17 protein-coding genes are annotated in these 18,445 nt (G+C 69.6%); 13 read left to right on the top strand and 4 right to left on the bottom strand.

Annotated elements, in window-relative coordinates; genetic code table 11:
* The first annotated feature begins 11 nt into the window (after positions 1–11).
* The 6 genes from ACFV15_RS28340 (at position 12) to ACFV15_RS28315 (ending at position 7,967) form a co-directional block, all read left to right on the top strand.
* Entirely contained in the window at positions 12–752 is a 741-nt protein-coding gene (locus ACFV15_RS28340) for an EI24 domain-containing protein (protein ID WP_378353804.1), read from the top strand.
* 143 nt (positions 753–895) lie between these two features.
* The gene (locus ACFV15_RS28335; protein WP_378353802.1) at positions 896–1,393 is read left to right on the top strand and encodes a hypothetical protein; all 498 of its coding nucleotides are present in this window, start codon (positions 896–898) and stop codon (positions 1,391–1,393) included.
* The gene (locus ACFV15_RS28330; RefSeq protein ID WP_378353800.1) at positions 1,393–2,766 is read left to right on the top strand and encodes a hypothetical protein; all 1,374 of its coding nucleotides are present in this window, start codon (positions 1,393–1,395) and stop codon (positions 2,764–2,766) included. The genes ACFV15_RS28335 and ACFV15_RS28330 overlap by 1 nt, the downstream gene beginning before the upstream one ends.
* Positions 2,763–4,100 (top strand): VWA domain-containing protein, encoded by a 1,338-nt coding sequence (locus tag ACFV15_RS28325; RefSeq protein ID WP_378353799.1) that lies wholly within the window; start codon positions 2,763–2,765, stop codon positions 4,098–4,100. The genes ACFV15_RS28330 and ACFV15_RS28325 overlap by 4 nt, the downstream gene beginning before the upstream one ends.
* Before the next feature lie 10 nt (positions 4,101–4,110).
* Positions 4,111–5,223 (top strand): AAA family ATPase, encoded by a 1,113-nt coding sequence (locus tag ACFV15_RS28320; protein ID WP_378353797.1) that lies wholly within the window; start codon positions 4,111–4,113, stop codon positions 5,221–5,223.
* Positions 5,220–7,967: a DUF5682 family protein gene (locus ACFV15_RS28315; RefSeq protein WP_378353796.1), complete on the top strand. Its 2,748-nt coding sequence runs from the start codon at positions 5,220–5,222 to the stop codon at positions 7,965–7,967. The genes ACFV15_RS28320 and ACFV15_RS28315 overlap by 4 nt, the downstream gene beginning before the upstream one ends.
* Before the next feature lie 2 nt (positions 7,968–7,969).
* On the opposite strand, the gene ACFV15_RS28310 is transcribed toward ACFV15_RS28315, so the two are convergent.
* Positions 7,970–8,545, bottom strand: coding sequence for a dihydrofolate reductase family protein (locus ACFV15_RS28310; protein ID WP_378353794.1), 576 nt, complete (start codon positions 8,543–8,545; stop codon positions 7,970–7,972).
* A 122-nt stretch (positions 8,546–8,667) separates the two neighbouring features.
* Here ACFV15_RS28310 and ACFV15_RS28305 point away from each other — a divergent pair, with 122 nt between their 5' ends.
* Positions 8,668–9,258 (top strand): hypothetical protein, encoded by a 591-nt coding sequence (locus tag ACFV15_RS28305; protein WP_378353792.1) that lies wholly within the window; start codon positions 8,668–8,670, stop codon positions 9,256–9,258.
* A gap of 18 nt (positions 9,259–9,276) precedes the next feature.
* Here the strand turns inward: ACFV15_RS28305 and ACFV15_RS28300 are convergent, their stop codons facing one another.
* Together ACFV15_RS28300 and ACFV15_RS28295 are read right to left on the bottom strand one after the other, a co-directional pair.
* The gene (locus tag ACFV15_RS28300; protein WP_378353791.1) at positions 9,277–10,284 is read right to left on the bottom strand and encodes an isopenicillin N synthase family dioxygenase; all 1,008 of its coding nucleotides are present in this window, start codon (positions 10,282–10,284) and stop codon (positions 9,277–9,279) included.
* Between the two features lie 88 nt (positions 10,285–10,372).
* On the bottom strand, positions 10,373–11,425 hold the full coding sequence (locus ACFV15_RS28295) for an LLM class flavin-dependent oxidoreductase (protein ID WP_378353789.1): 1,053 nt from the start codon (positions 11,423–11,425) through the stop codon (positions 10,373–10,375).
* 169 nt (positions 11,426–11,594) lie between these two features.
* Here ACFV15_RS28295 and ACFV15_RS28290 point away from each other — a divergent pair, with 169 nt between their 5' ends.
* The 5 genes from ACFV15_RS28290 to ACFV15_RS28270 all read left to right on the top strand — a co-directional run bounded on the left by ACFV15_RS28290 (position 11,595) and on the right by ACFV15_RS28270 (position 17,143).
* Positions 11,595–13,163: a sigma-70 family RNA polymerase sigma factor gene (locus ACFV15_RS28290; RefSeq protein WP_378353788.1), complete on the top strand. Its 1,569-nt coding sequence runs from the start codon at positions 11,595–11,597 to the stop codon at positions 13,161–13,163.
* A gap of 292 nt (positions 13,164–13,455) precedes the next feature.
* A complete protein-coding gene (locus ACFV15_RS28285) occupies positions 13,456–13,989 on the top strand; it encodes a MarR family winged helix-turn-helix transcriptional regulator (protein ID WP_378353786.1) in 534 nt (177 codons plus the stop codon).
* A gap of 59 nt (positions 13,990–14,048) precedes the next feature.
* The gene (locus tag ACFV15_RS28280; RefSeq protein WP_378353784.1) at positions 14,049–14,852 is read left to right on the top strand and encodes a hypothetical protein; all 804 of its coding nucleotides are present in this window, start codon (positions 14,049–14,051) and stop codon (positions 14,850–14,852) included.
* Positions 14,849–16,021: a fumarylacetoacetase gene (gene fahA, locus ACFV15_RS28275; RefSeq protein WP_378353782.1), complete on the top strand. Its 1,173-nt coding sequence runs from the start codon at positions 14,849–14,851 to the stop codon at positions 16,019–16,021. The genes ACFV15_RS28280 and fahA overlap by 4 nt, the downstream gene beginning before the upstream one ends.
* A gap of 36 nt (positions 16,022–16,057) precedes the next feature.
* Complete coding sequence (locus ACFV15_RS28270; protein WP_378353780.1) at positions 16,058–17,143, top strand: ADP-ribosylglycohydrolase family protein; 1,086 nt, start codon at positions 16,058–16,060, stop codon at positions 17,141–17,143.
* 52 nt (positions 17,144–17,195) lie between these two features.
* On the opposite strand, the gene ACFV15_RS28265 is transcribed toward ACFV15_RS28270, so the two are convergent.
* Positions 17,196–17,858: a polysaccharide lyase family 7 protein gene (locus tag ACFV15_RS28265; RefSeq protein WP_378353779.1), complete on the bottom strand. Its 663-nt coding sequence runs from the start codon at positions 17,856–17,858 to the stop codon at positions 17,196–17,198.
* A gap of 99 nt (positions 17,859–17,957) precedes the next feature.
* Between ACFV15_RS28265 and ACFV15_RS28260 the strand changes: the two genes are divergently transcribed.
* Positions 17,958–18,443 (top strand): MarR family winged helix-turn-helix transcriptional regulator, encoded by a 486-nt coding sequence (locus ACFV15_RS28260; RefSeq protein WP_378353777.1) that lies wholly within the window; start codon positions 17,958–17,960, stop codon positions 18,441–18,443.
* Positions 18,444–18,445 lie beyond the last annotated feature (2 nt).

Genomic DNA, 18,445 nt, shown 5'->3' with positions numbered 1-18,445 from the left:
GAAATAGCCGCATGCGCGACTTCGCCAAGGGCCTGCGGATGTTCGGTCAAGGCCTGGGCATTCTGCTGCGGTCACCCCGGTTGCTGCTGATCGGCGCGCTGCCCGCGGTGCTGACGACGCTGCTCCTGCTCGGCGGCCTGGTCGCGCTGGCCTATTCGATCGACGACCTGGCCGCTTGGGCCACCCCGTTCGCGGACAGCTGGTCGGTGGGCTGGCAGACGACGATGAGGGTCGCGGTCGGTGTCGCGGTCTTCGCGGCGGCGCTCGCCATCGGCGTGATCGGCTTCTCCGCCCTCACCCTCGCCGTCGGCGGGCCGTTCTACGAGCACATCGCGGAGCGGGTCGAGGACGACCTCGGCGGCGTGCCCGGCGCGGTGGAGCTGTCCTGGTGGCGGCTGCTGGGGATGGGCCTGCGCGACGGCCTGCTCCTGGTGCTGCGGTCGCTGCTGTTCACCATCCCGCTCCTGCTCGCCGGGTTCATCCCGGTGGTGGGCCAGACCGTCGTCCCGGTGCTGCTCGCGCTGGTGACCTCCTGGTTCCTGGCACTGGAATTGATCGCCGTGCCGTTCTACCGGCGCGGGATGGACCTGAAGCAGCGCACGGCCCTGCTGCGCGAACGCCGCGCGCTCGCACTCGGCCTCGGCCTGCCCGCTTCGCTGCTGTGCGCGATCCCGCTCGCGGCGATCATCGTGATGCCGGTGGCGTTCGTCGGCGGAGTGCTCGTCGCCCGCGAAACCCTCGCCGACTCGTGAGTGGTACGGCCGGTTAGAACCGGCCGTACCACTCACGACCCCCTTTCCGGCGGCGTCCGACGTGCGGTGATCCGAAACTGTCGGTGGTTGCCGATAGGTTCTGTGGTGTCCCCGCCGAGGTGTCGCCGCAAGGAGAAAGTACGTTGTCTGACTGGGAAAGTTCGAGCTTGGCACGGGTGCTGCCGCCCGCGTGCCCGCGCAAGCTCGCCAAGGTCCCGTTCGTCGAGCTGGCCGACGGGCGGGTGCAGGGTGTGGTGTCCAGCGGGTCCGACATCGGGCGGGTGTACGTCTCGTCGGTCTTGGCAGGAACGTACGAGTTCGCCTGTAGTACCAACAACAATCGGCCGTGCGGTGGCGCGCGCGGTTCGTTCTGCAACCATATTCTCGCGCTGATCACCGAGGCGGTGCTGCAATACGGCGCCGAGCGGGTCGCGCGCTATCTGCGCGTGGAGCCGGATGAGCCGAGTGCGCAGGCCATCGCCGACGCCATGATCGGCACGCGTCCATCCCAAGGGGACAGAGGTGCCGCCGCGGCCGTGTTCAGCCGTTTTCTCCGGCACCTGGCCTATTTGGAACTGGCTCCGTCGACGGCGCCGGTGCCGGAAATGCAGTGGTTCCCGCCGACCAGGGCGGTGGTCTGATGCTGGCCGATCTCTTCACCGAACCCGTTGCGGGGATCGACGAGGCGCTGGCCGCCGTCGACGCCGTCGACCGCGCGCTGGTGTCCGGGCTGCTCCGGCCTCAGCCCGCGCAGGTCGCCTGCCTGACCGAGCTGGCCGGCGCCATGGCCGGTTCGCCGTTGGCAGGGCGAGTCGCCGAGGCGGCTGAGAAGGCCGCGGCCGGAGTCGCGGGCGAGGAACATCTGCTCGCGCTCGCGGCCGCCCGTGTCGCGTTGGCAGGCTCGGTTCACGACGCACTGATCGTGAGGGTCGCCGAGGCGATCGGACGGCCGCTCGGCGAGGAGACCGCCACGGTCACCGCGTCGGGTGAATCGCCGAATCTGCTTGCGGCCGCCCGATCCTGGCTGGCCGATCTGGCGCGCGCCGGGTGGCAGGGCATCGACCATGACCTGGTTTCCGGTGCGGCGCCGGTGGTTTCGGCGTTGCTTCCGGAACCGGGGCTGCGCAGGCTGGCGGCTTTGCTCGACGGGTTCGCCGCCGAACTCGCCGCGTCGTGTCCCGGTGCGCGGCTCGAGCGCTTCCCGGCGCGGCGCTGGGGTGATCTGTGGTCGCGCGCGATGGTGCTGACGCTTTCGGGTGGGGCCACGTCGGCGGGTGCCGTGACGGGCCGTCTTTTGCCGCTGGGCGTTGACCTGCAAGAGCATTCGACCGCCGCGCAGGCCCAAGTGCACGCCGTGTTCGAGCCGTCGGACGGCACCACGCCGCGGGTCGTGCGGGCCAGCGTGTCCGCGCCGAAGCCGGACACGATCATCGGCGCCGGGATCTGGCAACTGCTGCGCCCCCATCTGTCGCTGCTCGAAGCCGTCAGCGCGGGTCGGTCGATGGATCTCACCGACATGCCGATCACCCTGGAAGGCGATCTCCTCTGGGACGGCGCGCAGGCCCGGATGGGCGAGCCCGCCGACGCTTTCGCCACCGCGCGGGTCGCGCTGGCGACGGCGAGCATGTCGGCGACCGCGCCGCTGGACCGGCATCCTGCGAGCATCGCCGTCCCGGTTTTCCTTGAGGGATACGACATCGAGGACGATGCGGTGTTCATGGTCGCCGGGCATCGGCTGCCGGTGGACGTCGACCGGGTCCCGGCCGCCGGTCCGCTCACGCCGGAGGCGGTCGCGAAATCCGGCGCGTGCATCGGCCTGCTCCGGTGGGACGCCGGCACGTTTCGTCTCCAGCCGCTGGCCGTCGAAACCTTGGTGCGCAAGAAGATCACCGCCGTGCATGCCGGGGCGTGGGCGGGTGGCACGACCGACAAGAACGGGGTCAAGGCGGAGAAGGCCGCCACCGACGCCGCGGCCGTGTTGCGCGAACGAGCCGGGAAGTTGTTGCGGACATGAGCGAATCGCACGACAACCGCCGCCAGGTGCTGTACTGGCGCCTCCTGTCCCGGCTGTTCGACGACGACGAGCAGGCCGCGCTCGAATCGGCGAGCCTGGCGGTGGTCGAGGACATCGGCCTGCCCTCCGCGGTGCTCGATCCGTACGCCGGCGTCGACTCCATCGTGCAGCGGCATCCCGAGTTGGCCGCCGAATTGGAGGGCCTGATGGTCCCGGAGCCCGAAGACGAGCGGGACCGAGCCGCCGAGGTGCGGCGCGCCGCGCTGGTTTCGAAGGTGCTGCTCAATGTCTTCGCCACCGGCCGCGGCACGGTCACCGCCGGGCAGCTCTCGCGCTGGCAGGCCGACGCGACCTGGCTCAAGCGCGCGCTCGGTTGTGAGGCGGGCGTTCCCAAGCCCAGCGCGCACGGCACCGCCGCCGGGCATCCGGCGCCGGACCTCGGCACGCTGATCCCGAAGATCAGCGCGATCGAGGCCGACCTCGTCAAGCGGATGCACCTGCGCGAGGTGCTCGCCGACCCGGCGCTCGCCGCGCGGCTCAGCCCCAGCATGTCGCTGATCGAGCAGTTGCTGCGCGACAAGGACAATCTGTCCGGGGTGGCGCTGGCCAACGCGAAGTCCCTGATCCGCCGCTATGTCGACGAGGTCGCCGAGGTGCTGCGCACCCAGGTGGAGAAGGCGACGGTCGGCGCGCCGGACCGCTCGGTCCCGCCCAAGCGGGTGTTCCGCAACCTCGACCTCGACCGCACGATCTGGAAGAACCTCACCAACTGGAGCCCGGACGAGGAGCGGCTGTACGTCGACCGCCTCTACTACCGGCACACCGCGCGCAAGACCACGCCGCAGCGGCTGATCGCGGTGATCGACCAGTCCGGCTCGATGGTCGATTCGATGGTCAACTGCGCCATCCTCGCCTCGATCTTCGCCGGACTGCCCAAAGTGGACGTTCACCTGATCGCCTACGACACCCAGGCGCTCGACCTCACGCCCTGGGTGCACGATCCCTTCGAGACGTTGCTGCGCACCAATCTCGGCGGTGGCAACGACGGCATGGTCGCCATGGGGCTGACCCAGCCGAAGATCGCCGAGCCGCGCGACACCGTCGTGGTGTGGATCTCGGACTTCTACGAGACCAGGGTGGAGCAGCTGTTCGAGAGCATGGCGGCCATCCACCGGTCCGGCGCGAAGTTCATCCCGGTCGGCTCGGTCACCAGCTCCGGGCGCGGCAGCGTCAACCCGTGGTTCCGCGAGCGGTTCAAAGACCTCGGCACCCCGGTGATCTCCGGCCACATCACCAAGCTCGTCCACGAACTCAAGACCTTCCTGACTTCCTGAGAGGCACGACATGTCCGACCTGTTGCGCGCACCCGCCGAGCTCAAGTACGCCGAAGAGCTGGACTGGCTCGAGTCCGTCGACGACGGGCCCAAGCCGTTCGCCTGGCGCCTGTCCCCGAAGATGCTGCGCCTGTTCATCCTCGGCTCCGAGCGGGCCGACGGTCTCGACCGCGAGATCGCGCAGAAGTGGTTCGGCGAGCGCAGCATCGTCGAGCGGGCGATCGTCACGCTCGCCTCCGACCGCGGCCTGCTGCTGATCGGCGATCCCGGCACCGGCAAGAGCTGGCTCGCCGAGCTGCTCGCCGCCGCGATCTCGCGGAACTCCACGCTGGTCGTGCAGGGCACGGCGGGCACCACCGAGGACCACATCAAGTACTCGTGGAACGTGTCGATGGTCATCGCCAAGGGCCAGTCCCGCGAGTCGATGATCCCGTCGCCGATCATGACCGCGATGGAGACGGGCTCGATCGGGCGCTTCGAGGAGCTGACCCGCTCCACCAGCGACGTGCAGGACGCGCTGATCTCGATCCTGTCCGAGAAGTACATCTCGGTGCCGGAGCTGGACAGCGACGCCATCGTCTTCGCGAAGCCGGGTTTCTCGATCATCGCGACCGCCAACAGCCGCGACCGCGGCGTCAACGACCTCTCGTCCGCGCTCAAGCGGCGCTTCAACTTCGTCCGCATCCCGGTGGTGACGAACAAGAAGAGCGAGACCGAGATCGTCCGCTTCCGCACCGAGGAACTGCTGCGCCGCCACCAGATCGAGTTGGACGTGCCGCCGACATTGCTCGACGTGCTGCTGCGCAGCTTTGGCGACCTGCGTGCCGCCGCGGTCTCGGCGGGCAGCGACGACGAGAAACTGGAGTCCGCGTTGTCCACCGCGGAGCAGATCGGCGTGCTCGAAGACGCGATCCTGCACAGCAACTTCTTCGGCGAGCGCGCGCTGACCGCCCGCACGCTCGCCTCCTCGCTCGTCGGTTCGCTGGCCCGGCGTGAACCGGAAGATCTGGCCATCTTCAACAAGTACCTGCACGGCGTGGTCGAGCCGCGCAGCAAGGACGAGGGCGGGGACTGGCCGGAGTTCCTGGAGGGTGGTCGCGACGCGATCGCCACCCTGTCATGAGCGGCGCCTTCGAGGCGTTGCGCGGCGAGTTGCGCGAGGCCGCCGCCGTCTTCGCCGACGGGCCCAGGGCGCTGGAAGGCATCCTGCTCGGCCTTGTCGACGACGTCGACCGCGCCGTACGGGAGCCGCTGGAGATCTTCCCGGTCTGCCATCACTCGCCGGCCTCGGCCATCGCGATGGCCAGGCGGCTGCGGGAGAAACAGCCGAAGGTGGTCTACCTGGAGCTGTGCGAGGACATGGCACCGCTGTTGACCGAGCTGCGCAATTGCCGGCTTCCGGTCGCGGTGCAGGCCTTCGCGACCGAGGTCGACGGGTTCCCCGCCGAGTGGGCGCCGCTGTCGGTGGTCGCGCCGATCACCGAGGCCTCGGCGGAGTACCAGGCGATCGCGTACGCGCTGGACACCCCTGGCGTCGAGCTGGTGCTCGTCGACCGGTCGGCCGACCACGTCTTCCAATGGGACCGTCCCGAGACGCCGGACACGCCGCCCGAGGACGAGGAAGCCGCGCTGCACGGCGACGCGATCGGGGTCGAGATCGGCGACCTGCGCCCGCGGTTCGCCGAGCTGGAGGAGCACCTGCTGCGGCACGGCAAGGTGCGGCACTGGTCGGAGTGGTGGCATCAGTACGTCGAACTCCCACTCGGCGACAGCGATCACGACACCTACCGCCAGGTCATGTTCCTGATCGGCAGCCTGTTCCGCCGCCTCGCGCCCGGTGACACGCGCCGGGTGCGGGTGGACGAGGACCGCGAGCGCTACATGTGGACCAGAATGCGCGAGCACCTGGCAGCTTCGGGCGCCGATCCCGCCGAGTGCCTGTACATCTGCGGCGCGTTCCACGCGGCCAGCCGGGTCGCGGAGTTCGGCGTCGGCGGCACGGCCGGGTTCGCGATCAGCCCGCGCACCGCGAGCTCGTGGCAGTACGGGCTGATCCCGTCGAGCCACGCGGCGATCGAGGCGCAGTTCGGCCTGGCGGCGGGCTCGGTCTCGATCGCGGCGACCGAGTGGGCGAAGAACCTCAAGCGCACCAAGGTGAAACCGTTCCAGCTGACGAATCAGACGGGCGCGAAGAAGCGCAAGCCGCCGGCGGAACTGCCCGATCCCGTTGCCGCGCTGGTGGCTTCCGACCACCTCTCCGGGTTCCTGCAACGACCGCCCACTTTGGACACACTGGACCAGGCCGAGCTGCTCCGCTGGTCGGTCGACGTCGTCAGGGCCGCCCGCCGCAACGGATACCTGGCGTCGACCGCCGACGCCATCGCGGTGTTCGAGACCTCGATCCTGCTCGCGGGCATGCGCGACAGAGCGAAGCCGACGCCGTACGACTTCCAGGACGCGGCGGTCACGTGCATCGAGAAGGATGTCGTGCCGGGCAGGCGCGACGTCCGCCGCATCGTCGAGATCATGATGGGCGGCGACCGGATCGGCCAGGTCGGCTACGACGCGCTGCCGCCGCTGGCACGCGACGTGCACGATCGGCTCGCCCCGCTGAACCTCAAGCTCCAGCAACGAGGGGTGCAGCGCGCGTTGCTCGACATCGCTTCCCGGCCGGAGCTCGGGCGCTGCTCCGACGTGCTGTGGATGCTGAGGTACCTGATGCCGCACGGCGCGGCACGGCCGATCATGGGCGAGCGGCGGCTCGGCGAGCGGCCGATCCAGGAGTCGTGGGACCTGGCTCTGGGCACCCACCAGCGGTCCCTGATCGAGCTGGGCTACGAGGGTGTCAGCATCGAACAGGTGCTGGAGCAACGACTCCGCAAGGCCGCGTACCACCCGCAGGCCACGGCGGCGAAGGCACTCGAAGCCGTCGAGGACGCCACGCTCTACCTGCGCGGTGCCCGGCTGGCGGACGAGCTGGGCACCCGCGCGCTGGAGGTGCTGTCGACCGAACGGACCGTCGACGGCGCGCCGGAAGTACTGCACCGCGTGCGACGGCTACTCGCGCACTACCGGACCAGCGAGCCGGTGCTGCCCGCCTGGATCGAGGCGTTCGTCAAGACCGGGTACGCGCATTACTGCACGCTGCTGCCCACGGCGTTCACCGACGAGGACGCGACCGTGGACCAGGTCGCGGCGATGCTGGGCTTCCTGTTCAGCATGGAGACACTCGCGCTTTCGCTGGGGTGCGACCGGACCCAGCTGGAGCTGGCCATCGCCGGATCGCACCCGGCCGAGCCGTCGAAGGTGGCTTTGCTATGGGCCGCGCAGGTCCAGCTCGGGATCCTCTCGCGCGCGGAGCTGCGCGCGCGGTGCGCCGATCTGCTGGCGAATCCCTTGGTGCTGCCCGCTTATCCGCGCTACCTGAGCGGCTTCGTCCACGCGCTGGAACCGGCGCCGGGCTTGGCCGACTTCGTCGTCGAGGCGGTGTCGAACGCCTTCGCCCAGCTCCCGGACCCGGTGCTGCTGCCATGGTTGCCGACGCTGATCACCACCTTGCGCGAACGCGGCGCCGAGCTCGTGCCGCTGCTCATCCGCGAGGCAGGCCGGCTGTTCCCCGGCCGCCTCGCGGCGCTCGACGAGTGGGTGCCACCGTGGCGGGCCGAACAGGCGGCCCCGAAGTCCGAGCCACGGCGCGGCGGCACGGGCGGCGTCGCCTTGCTGGCCGCGCATCCGGCGACCACCGACGCGGTGGCGAACCTGCTCGGGTGCGAGGGCGGCTGGGAAACGGCCAAGCCAGGGGTGGCGCTGCTGGGCCGGTTCCCTGGCACGGCGTCGGCGTTGGAGGTGATGCTGGCAGGCAGCTGAGATCAGCGGATCACGTCGTAGACCAGCTTCTGGACGCCGTTGGAGTACGACTCGCTCTCGACGAGCTTGAGGTTCTGCTTGGCCTTGTCGGTCTCGCTGAACAGCCGCTTGCCCGCGCCGAGCAGCACCGGGAACACCAGCAGGTGGTACCGGTCGATCAGGCCGGCGTCGGACAGGTTGCGGTTGAGCGTGGCGCTGCCGTGCATGCTGAGCGGCCCGCCCTCGGTCTCCTTGAGCGCGGCGACGTCGTCCAGCGAGCGCAGGATGGTGGTCTCACCCCAGTTGGACACCAGGTCCTCCTCGGTGAGCGTGGTCGACACGACGTACTTCGGCATCGCGTTGTAGCCGGGGAACTCCTCGGTCATGGTCGGCCACACCGGCGAAAACGCCTGGTAGCTGACGCGGCCCAGCAGCATGGCCGTGGCCTCACCCTGCTCGCGGCCTTTGAGTTCGTAGGCGGCGGGGTCGAACTCGATGTCCTGGAAGGTCCAGCCCGCGTTGCGGTAACCCGGCTCTCCGCCCGGTGCCTCGATGACGCCGTCGAGCGAGACGAACGTGGTGGAAATCAGGGTGCGCATCTGGTGCTCCTCGGGGTGCTCTGACCTGCTGTCACTGACTCGTCGAACGACCACCGCCGAAATCGACAGCACGCGGGGATCTTTCCCGCGAGCCTACTGAGCAGGCACGCCATACTGTGCTCGTGGCGCTTTCCGATGACCTGCTCGCACGGCAGGACGAACTCCAGGCCGAAGCCGACGAGGTCACCGCCGCTCTGGGCCTTGGCGAAGCACTCGCCGCGCTGGGGGACCCCATCCGCGTGGGCAGTTCGGCGCTGCAGCTGATGGTCCGCCGCGACATCGACCTCACGGTGGTCTGCCCCGCGCTCGACGAACCCACCCACGAGGCGGTGTGGCGGATCGGCGCGGACCTGGTCGCGCAGCCGAGGGTGCGGCAGGTGACCATGCGCGACGACACCGGCCACTGGAACGTCGACCCGGCGTATCCGGACGGGCTCTACCTCAAGGTCGAGTACCGCACACTGGCCGCGCAAACCTGGAACCTGGACATCTGGTTCGTCGACGATCCGAGTCGCCAGCCCGATTTGGCGCACCTCAAGACCTTCCCCGAGCGGCTGACCGATGACCTCAGGCTGGCGATACTGCGGATCAAGCACGCGTGGGCGCGGAACCCGGGCTACGGCTCGATCATCAGCAGCTACGACGTCTACCGGTCAGTGCTGGACGACGGTGTCCGCACGCCTGAGCAGTTCGAGGAATGGCGCAAGCGCTGACACAAGCGGGCTCGTGCCCTACCCGCGGTCCGCCGCCGTGTTCATGGCCGTCGCGGGCTCCAGGACGCGGCCGCCCGTGACCTTCGCGTGGAGGTGCTCGCCGCCCAGCACCGGCGGGTACTTGGGCGGGTTCTCGGCGGACTGGCAGGTCGGCAGGCACTCGAAGCGCGCGTCGTAATCGCCGTCGAAGAAGAACGCGACGCTTTGGCGCCGGGCCGGGCCGGGGCCCGACGGGGGCACGACCCGGTGCAGGGTCGAGCGCCAGCGGTCGTTGGTCCACTGGGCCGTCAGGTCGCCGAGGTTGATCACCAGCGCACCCTCGGCAGGGATGACGTCGTGCCAGGCGCCGTCCGGGCCGAAGATCTGGAGGCCGGGCACCGAGTCGGCGCAGAGCACGGTCACGATGCCGTAGTCGGTGTGCGCGCCGAGGCGCATCTGGCCCGGCAGCGGCTGCGGCGCACCGGCGCGACGCTCGTAGTGGTTGACGCGCAAGGTCCGCGTCGGATGGCGGGTGTACGCGTCGAGGTGGCCGCGGGGGAGTCCGAGCGCCTGCTCGAAGATCTCCAGCAGCACCCGCGCGACACGGTGCGCTTCGGTCGCGTAGGCGGTGAGCGCCGGCCGCAGGTCCGCCGGGATGGCAGGCCAGATGTTCGGTGCGAAGAAACCGTACGGCTCGGCCGCGATCGCCGGGTCCGAGGTGTCGACGTCCTCGGCGCCGATGACGAACGACTCCGACAGGTCGGGCGGTGTCGACTTGCCGAGACTGTATGCGAGGCCTTCCGTGCCCTGTGCGGCGTAGCCACGATCCGAAGCCCGGTCGGCAGGGGCCGAGCGCAGCTTCTCCTCGGTCGGGAGCGCGAAGAACGCCGTGGTGGCCTCGCGCATGGTGTCGATCGTCCGCCGCGGGATGCCGTGGCCGGTGAGCTGGAGGAAGCCGACGCGCGTCAACGCGTCGTCGACGGCCGACACCAGGTCGGCCTGTTCTCCGGTCCAGCCGCTGATGTCGATCGTCGGTACGAGGGTCATGACGCGAAGGTAATCACCGCGCCCCCGCCAGTGTCCGCCTAACGGCCGTCCGATCGGGCGGCCCGTGCCGCCCGATCGGGTACCGGGGTCAGAGCAGTTCCTTGACGCGCGGGATGACCTGCTCGCCGTAGAGCCGGATCGACTCCAGCCGCTGCTCGTGCGGAAGCGCGCCCGCGCCGTACTTGAGCTGGAACCGCGAGAGGCCGAGCGTGCGCACCGCCCAGGCGATCTTCTGCGCGACGGTCTCCGGCGAGCCGACGAACAGCGCGCCGCGCGGACCGGCCATGGCGTCGTAGTCGGCGCGGGACATCGGGCCCCAGCCGCGCTCGGCGCCGATCTTCGCGAAGGCGGCCTGGTGATGCGGGAAGTGCTGGGCCATCGCGAGTTCGTCGGTCTCGGCGATGTGGCCTGGGCTGTGCATGCCGATCGGCAGTTCCCCGCGCCCGGCCTCCTGCAAGGCCCGGCGGTACAGGTCGGCCAGCGGGGTGAACCGCTCCGGCGAGCCGCCGATCACGGCCATCACCAGCGGCAGGCCGTACGCGGCCGCCCTGACCACCGACTGCGGCGTGCCGCCGACGCCGACCCACGCGGGCAGGCCGCCGGACTCGGTGACCGGGTAGGCCTGCGCGCGGTCCAGCGCGGGACGCACAGTGCCGGTCCAGGTGACCGGCTTCTCCTCCTGCAGCTTCGTGAACAGGTCCAGCTTCTCGGCGAACAGCACCTCGTAGTCCGACAGCGAGTAGCCGAACAGGGGGAACGACTCGGTGAACGAGCCTCGCCCGAGCGTGACCTCGGCGCGCCCGTTGGACAGGGCGTCCAGCGTGGCGAACCGCTCGTAGACGCGGACCGGGTCGTCCGAGCTGAGCACCGTGACGCCCGTGCCCAGCCGGATCCGCTCGGTCTGCCCGGCGATCGAAGCGAGCACGACGTCCGGCGACGACACCGCCATCTCCGTGCGGTGGTGCTCGCCGACGCCGAAGTAGTCGACGCCGACCCGGTCGGCCAGCACGCCCTCCGCGACGACCTGCCGGATCGCCTCGGCCTGGGTCACCGGCTGCCCGTCCTGGCCGTTCTCCACGTCACCGAAGGTGTCCAGGCCGAAGGTCGGCTCTTGCCGCGTGCCCAGGATCTCGTAAGCCATATCCACTCCCCTAAAGTAGTTGAACGCTCAAACACATGCGCGAGCGGGGCTATTCCCTGACCTCTTCGTGTGAGCTGGGTCACTTGCGTGCGGGGTTTCTGTGACTTGGTCCGGCGCTGCCCAGTCTCCTGTGCGTACGGCAAACAGTCGCTGAAGTAAGGGTGCGGACGTGAACGGTCGAGAGCGGCACGCGCAGGTGGACATGACCCAGGTGACGGCCGCGAAGGCAGGCGATCGCCAGGCGATGGACGCGCTGGTCGCCGAGCACCTCCAGCTCGTGTACAGCATCGCGGGCCACGCGCTGTCCTCGGCGGCCGACGTCGACGACGTGGTCCAGGAGACCATGCTCCGCGTGGTCCGCGACCTCGACCGGCTGCGCGACCCGGACCGGTTCCGCTCGTGGCTGGTCGCGGTCACCCTCAACCAGATCCGCGACCACTACCGCCGCCGCAACGCCGCGCCCGCGCCGCTGGACGGGTACGAGGAGCGCCCGGACCCCGAGGCCGAGTTCGTCGAGGTCGCGTTGTCCCGGCTGCACGTCGCCGAGCAGCGGCGCGAGGTCGACGAGGCCGCGCGCTGGCTCGCGCCGGCGGACCGCGAGCTGCTCGCGCTGTGGACCCTGGAGCGTGCTGGTCACCTCACCCGTACCGAGGTCGCCGAGGCGCTGCAACTGGAAGCGCACGTCGTCACGGTCCGGATCAGCAGGCTCAAGACCCGGCTGGAGGCCGTCCGCCCGCTGGTGCGCGCGCTGGCCGCCGAGCCACGCTGCGCCGGCCTCGAGCAGGCGGCCGAAGGCTGGTCCGGCGAGCCGGGATCGTTGTGGCGCAAGCGTTTCCTGCGCCATCTCGAAGAGTGCCCTCGCTGCAGGCGCGGCACCTCCGACGCGTTGCCGATCGAGCGGATCCTGATCGGCGCGGCACTGCTGGTGATCCCGGTCGGCTACCTGCCGCGGCTGCTGTCGAACCTGCACGAGACCGCCGCCCAAGCCGCCGGCGTGCCGCTGGCTTCGGTGTCGCCGTTGCGTCGAGTCGCGCAGCTCGCCAGCGCGAAACCGGCGCTCATCGCGACCGGCGCGGCCGTCGTCTGCGCACTCGGTGTGGTGGGCGTCCTGACGCTCACGCCGGCCGACCGGCCCCCGGTCGCCCAGGCCGCGGACGCGTTCGTGGCGCCTTCGGTCTCGCTGACCTCGGAGCCCTCGCCGGAACCGACCGCCACCTCAACGCCTGCCGAAACCGAGACGAGCGAGTCGAGTGAACCGCCGCCGTCGACCACGACCACCAAGTCCACGACCACGACGAGCGCGAAGCCCCGTGCCTCGACGGCCGCCGAAAAGGTGCTCGCGCTGATCAACGACACCCGCGCCGACGCCGGCTTGCCCGCACTCCGGGTGGACCCTGCACTGGTGACCGCCGCTGGCAAGCACAACCAGGCGATGGCCGACGGCTGCGGCCTGTCCCACCAATGCCCGGGCGAACCCGGTCTCGGCGACCGCGAGACGGCCGCGGGCGTCAAGTGGAGCACGTGCGGCGAGAACGTCGGCACCGGCGGTCCTGTCGCCGACTCGAACGACGCGATCACCCGCATGGCACTCGGCCTGACGCAGAGCATGATCGACGAGAAGCCGCCGAACGACGGCCACCGCAAGAACATCCTCAGCTCCTCGTTCACCAGGATCGGCATCGTGGTCACCCGTGACGCGCGCGGCACCGTCTGGCTCACCCACGATTTCGCGGGCTAGCGGAAGAACCCGGGCAGCCGGGGTCGTGAACGTTGCGAGCGGTTATTGCAAAGGACTCGCGCTGGCGATTTTTGTCCCACGTTGTCGCTTTTGTGCGCATTGTGGAGCGAGCTGGACGACATGAACGGGGCGTTTGTGTCGCTCAGCGTTGTGAACGTGGCATTCATTCCTTCAAGCGATCCGGGGGCGACCCTGACGCATGGCTGGGTGAAGGCTCACGAGCCCTGGGTGGGGCTTGCTGGAGATAGTTTCGAGTTTGACTACCTTGCGGAGGGGTGGTTAGGCTGACGCCGTGCAGGACGTGGACGCGGCCGAGCTGGATTTCTGGTCGTTCGTGGCGCTGGCCAACCGGCGGCTCGCCGACGAATACGGCTTCAAGCACCAGTCGGCCACCGAGGTGCTGCTGACCCTCAATCGCGCCTCCGACCTTGTCACCTATGACCTCGAAGCGGCCGTTCACCGGCCGCGCGGCCGGTCGTGGTCGGCTTTCCGGCTGCTCTTCGTGGTCTGGCTGGCCGGGCCGCTGGAACCGAAGAGTGCCGCCAGGCTGACCGGGATGAGCCGGGCCGCGGTGTCGAACCTGGTCAAGGTGCTGGTCGCGGACGGCCTGCTCGACCGGACCCCGGATGAGCGCGATGGCCGTTCCGTGCGGCTGTCGCTGACCGGGGCGGGGCACGAGGAGATGGTCTCGGTGTTCCGGGAGCACAACGAGCGCGAGTTCGGCTGGACGGACGCGCTCACCGAGACCGAGCAACGCATCCTGGTGATGTTGCTCGGAAAACTGATCACCAGCCGCGCCGAGTTCGACACGCGGAGCCGGAACTGAGTGTGGATAGTTAACATGTGAACTAACTGGTCGAGCATGTACTACGAGGAGCTGATGGCATGATCCCCGCAGTCTTCGCGGGCCTGTGTGACGATGCCGCCGTATTCCCGCCCGGCTTGGCGCCACTGCCGGACGCGATCGCCGCGCACGACATGTACCGGAAGGCCTGGTACACCGACCTCGTCGGCCCGTTGGTGCTCGCCGCGCCGTCGCTCGGCGGATTGGGAGAACTGCTCACGCCGAGGGAAAGCCCGCTCCCGATCGCGGTGACCTTGCCCGGCGGGCCCGCTCAGCTGGCCGGTGTGCTCGACAACGCCAAGGCGCTGCCGGTGGAACTGCGGGCGCTGGAAATCGCCGTGCCGGACGGTATGGGGCCGGACGAGGTGCTCGAAGCGGTGACGGCCGCGACCGCTCCGGTGTACCTCGAGATCCCGCGCGACCACCGCCGTTTCCCGCTGCTGCGCGCACTCGCGGGCACGGGGCACCGTGCCAAGTTCCGTACCGGCGGTGTCCGCGCCGACCTGTACCCCGACGAGGCCGAGCTGGCCGCCGCGATCCGTGCGGCCGTCGACGCGGGCGTCCCGTTCAAGGCCACCGCCGGGTTGCACCACGCGGTGCGCAACACCGACCCGGAAACCGGATTCGAGCAGCACGGTTTCCTCAACCTGCTGCTCGCGGCCGGCGACCCCGCCCGTGCCGAAGAGCTGCTCGCCGAGCGCGACGGCGACGTGGTCGCGGCCAGGGTGAGCGAGCTGGACCCCGGCCTCGTCCGTGCGCGGTTCACCTCGTTCGGCACGTGCAGCGTCAATGACCCACTGACCGAGCTGGCCGGTCTCGGCCTGCTGCCACGAGGAGAGGCATGACCACGATCGACATCCCGCCGGGCTCGGTGTTCGGGACCGACAATCTGCCCTACGGCGTGTTCTCCGTCGGCGGCGGCACCCCGCGTGTCGGCGTACGCGCCGGGGACTGCGTGCTCGACCTCGCCGCGGCGCTCGGCGACGACGTGTTCGCCGCGCCGACGCTGAACCCGTTCATGGCGCAGGGCTACGACCGCTGGGTGGCGGTACGGGAACGGATCATCGCGCTCGTCGGTGGTGAGCTGCCGGACGGGGCCGTGCGCGCGGTCACCGATGTCACGATGCACCTGCCGGTCGAGGTCGCGGACTACGTCGACTTCTACGCCTCCGAGCACCACGCGTCGAACGTCGGGCGGCTGTTCCGGCCGGACGCGGAACCGTTGCTGCCCAACTGGAAGCATCTGCCGGTCGGCTACCACGGCCGGGCCGGGACCGTGCTGGTCTCCGGCACGGACATCGTCCGCCCGAGCGGGCAGCGCAAGGGCCCGAACGACCCGGCGCCGGTGTTCGGCCCGAGCGCACGGCTCGACATCGAGGCGGAGCTGGGCTTCGTCGTGGGCACGGGCACGCCGCTGAACACCCCGATCACCACGGACGACTTCGCCAGGCACGTGTTCGGCGCGGTGCTGCTCAACGACTGGTCGGCCAGGGACATCCAGGCATGGGAGTACGTGCCGCTGGGGCCGAACCTGGGCAAGAGCTTCGCGACCTCGATCTCGCCGTGGGTGGTGCCGTTGCTGGCGCTGGAAGCCGCGCGGATCCCGCTGCCGGGACAGGACCCCGAGCCGCTGCCGTACCTGCGGGAAAGCAGCCCGTGGGGTCTCGACATCGAGCTGGTCGTGGAATGGAACGGCGAAGAGGTCAGCCGCCCGCCCTACCGCGAGATGTACTGGTCACCCGCGCAGATGCTGGCGCACATGACGGTCAACGGCGCGTCGTCGCGCACCGGCGACCTGTACGGCTCCGGCACTATCTCCGGTACGGAGAAACGTCAGCGTGGCGCGTTCCTCGAGCTCAGCTGGGGTGGCAAGGAGCCACTCACGGTGAAGGGCGAGGAGCGTACCTTCCTGCTCGACGGCGACGAAGTGGTGATCACTGGCACCGCGCCCGGTGCGCACGGCGGCCGCATCGGTTTCGGCGAAGTCCGGGGACGCGTGCTGCCGGCGGAATAGACCAGCGCCGGAGTGTACTGACCTAGGGGGACGAAGTTGGCAGGCGAATACCCGACGACCGCGAGCCTGCTGGGTCTCGCGGTGGGCGACGCGTTCGGTTCGAGCATTCTGCTGCCTGGTGATCACCCGTCGATCCGCGATCGTGAACTCCCCTCGGCGCCGTGGTCATGGAGCGACGACACGGAGATGGCCTGTTCGATCTACGAGATCTTGGGCAGGCACGGCGAAATCGACCAGGACGCACTGGCCGCGTCATTCGCCGTGCGCTTCGATGCCGGCCGTGGCTACGGTTCGGGTGCCGAACGGATGCTGTTGCGCTATCAGGCGGGGGAGTCGTGGCGCGACGTGGCGCCGTCCGTGTTCGGCGGCGGGTCATGGGGCAATGGCGGGGCGATGCGTGTCGCCCCGCTGGGCGCCTGGTTCTGCACCGACCTGAACCAGGTGGTGGCCGAGGCGGAGAAGTCCGCGGTGGTCACCCACGCGCATCCAGAGGGTGTCGCCGGGACGATCGCGGTGGCCGTCGCCGCCGCGTTGACGGCGGCCTGGCCCGCGCTCACCCCGCTTCAGCTGCTGGAAACCGTGGCCTCCTGGGTTCCCTCCAGCGACGTCCGCCGTCGGATCGAGGCCGCGATCCCGCTTTCCCCGTCAACGCCGATCCGGGAGGCCGCCGCTCTGCTCGGCACCGGCCGCGAGGTCAGCGCCGTGGACACCGTCCCGCTGGCATTGTGGATCGCGGCGTATCACCTCGATTCCTATGTGGACGCGCTGTGGACCGCCGCGGAGGTCGCCGAGGATCTCGACACCGTCTGCGCGATCGTCGGCGGGGTCATCGCAGCCCGGACGGGCAGCGCGGGAATTCCGCCCGAGTGGCGTGCCGCGTGCGAACCCCTGCCGTCCTGGCTCCCCGCCATCGGTTCTCCCGCGCCCGATCCCACGGCGCCACAGGTTTTCGTCTACAAAGGATGGGAGTTCCACCACCCTCCCGAGGGGGTGTGGTCGGGCGGGATGACTCTCGTCTCCGGTGCGACCAGTTGCACGTTGCCGAACTGGATGGACCTGGACGAAGCGGTACGCCACGCCGAGGCGGCCCGCCGCGGCAGGCGGCCTCGGCCGCGCTGGTAGTGGTGCGGGATTTTCGGCTGCTGAATGGCCGAAAACCCCGCAGAACGAGCCGCTACTTCCGGTAGAAATGCACGTTACGCCACTGGTGTTCGGCGCCGCTCGTCTGCAAAGTGCCGTACACCCCGTATTTGAAGTAGTGGTCGCCCTTGGGGCCGTTGGCGGTGTGCACGAGCTTGCCGTTGATGTAGATCGAGTAGCCGCCGCCGGTGGCGGTGGCGTTGTGGGTGACGTTGATGTGCACCCACTTCCCGTAGATATCGCTGATCAGATCCTTGCCGCCGCCACGCAGTGTGCCGCCGTTCTTCGCGTAGGACCTGATCATCAGCGTGGTGGCGCCGTCGCCGTCATTGCCGAAGATCTGCATGGCGCTTTCGTCGTCGGTGCCCGCGGTGACCTTGACCTCGCCCTCGAATTGCCGCTGACCGGTGCGGTAATTGTCCTGGACGCGGACCTCGACCCGGTTCGACCCGTTGTTGAAGAGCTTGAAGGTCTGCACCCCGGCGGCCCGCGCATACGAGCCGCCAGGCCCTGAGGCGTTGGTGGTGCTGCTCGGGTAGGACGTGATCACGCCCTTGCTCTGGATCTGCACGTTCCAGGCGGGGCTGTGTTCGGTCCAGCCACTGCCGACCGGCCCGGCGAAGGCGGCAGGCTGGATCAGGACGACTCCGGCCACGGTCACCACGGCGACGGCGGCGAACTTTCGAGTGAGGCGCATCGTGCTCCTTATGCGACATTGCAGGGGGATACACGGCGGAGACGTCAGTGTGGACTAGACCTATTCGCCGAGGCAACCCAAGCCTGCTATTTTCGTTTCATGACGCAACGAAATGACCTCGCGCTCGCGGTCATGGAGCTCATCGACCAGGGACACCGCCGGATTTCCCGGCACCTGGACCTCACCCGCGTCCGCGTGCTCGGGACGGTGGCCGCGCTCGGCCCCGTCCGCCCGAGCACGATCGCCGCCGAACTCGGCCTCACGGCCTCGGCGACCAGCAGGCACCTCACCGCGCTGGAACGAGCGGGCCAGCTCATCGTCGAGCCCGACCCCTACGACTCCCGCACCTTCCTCGTGCGGCAGACCGAAGACGGCCGCGCCGAGATCGAGGCCACGGTCCAGGCCGGAACCACCGTGTTCACCGAGGTCATCGCCGATTGGCCGGACGCGGACGTGGCCACCGCGCTGGCGCTGATCACCCGGCTCAACCAGGCATGGGCACAACGCGGTGACACCCCGCGGACCGCCGGAACTACCGGCCCCCGATGGCGCCGCACGCGAGGTTCCCTGGAAAAGGAGGCCTAGAG

Origin of the sequence: Amycolatopsis sp. NPDC059657 (genome assembly GCF_042734395.1) — a bacterium.
In the GTDB taxonomy this organism is placed as follows: Bacteria; Actinomycetota; Actinomycetes; order Mycobacteriales; family Pseudonocardiaceae; genus Amycolatopsis.
The sequence above is the reverse complement of the archived record's forward strand: the minus strand, read 5'-3'. Positions and strand labels throughout refer to the sequence as shown.

What these genes read in the sequence shown, in the direction of transcription:
- ACFV15_RS28295 (WP_378353789.1), bottom strand. Translation starts at nt 11,425, where the DNA reads ATGGCTTACGAGATCCTGGGCACGCGGCAAGAGCCGACCTTCGGCCTG.
- ACFV15_RS28320 (WP_378353797.1), top strand. Translation starts at nt 4,111, where the DNA reads ATGTCCGACCTGTTGCGCGCACCCGCCGAGCTCAAGTACGCCGAAGAG.
- ACFV15_RS28340 (WP_378353804.1), top strand. Translation starts at nt 12, where the DNA reads ATGCGCGACTTCGCCAAGGGCCTGCGGATGTTCGGTCAAGGCCTGGGC.
- ACFV15_RS28315 (WP_378353796.1), top strand. Translation starts at nt 5,220, where the DNA reads ATGAGCGGCGCCTTCGAGGCGTTGCGCGGCGAGTTGCGCGAGGCCGCC.
- ACFV15_RS28325 (WP_378353799.1), top strand. Translation starts at nt 2,763, where the DNA reads ATGAGCGAATCGCACGACAACCGCCGCCAGGTGCTGTACTGGCGCCTC.
- ACFV15_RS28330 (WP_378353800.1), top strand. Translation starts at nt 1,393, where the DNA reads ATGCTGGCCGATCTCTTCACCGAACCCGTTGCGGGGATCGACGAGGCG.
- ACFV15_RS28300 (WP_378353791.1), bottom strand. Translation starts at nt 10,284, where the DNA reads ATGACCCTCGTACCGACGATCGACATCAGCGGCTGGACCGGAGAACAG.
- ACFV15_RS28260 (WP_378353777.1), top strand. Translation starts at nt 17,958, where the DNA reads ATGACGCAACGAAATGACCTCGCGCTCGCGGTCATGGAGCTCATCGAC.
- ACFV15_RS28280 (WP_378353784.1), top strand. Translation starts at nt 14,049, where the DNA reads ATGATCCCCGCAGTCTTCGCGGGCCTGTGTGACGATGCCGCCGTATTC.
- ACFV15_RS28265 (WP_378353779.1), bottom strand. Translation starts at nt 17,858, where the DNA reads ATGCGCCTCACTCGAAAGTTCGCCGCCGTCGCCGTGGTGACCGTGGCC.
- fahA (WP_378353782.1), top strand. Translation starts at nt 14,849, where the DNA reads ATGACCACGATCGACATCCCGCCGGGCTCGGTGTTCGGGACCGACAAT.
- ACFV15_RS28310 (WP_378353794.1), bottom strand. Translation starts at nt 8,545, where the DNA reads ATGCGCACCCTGATTTCCACCACGTTCGTCTCGCTCGACGGCGTCATC.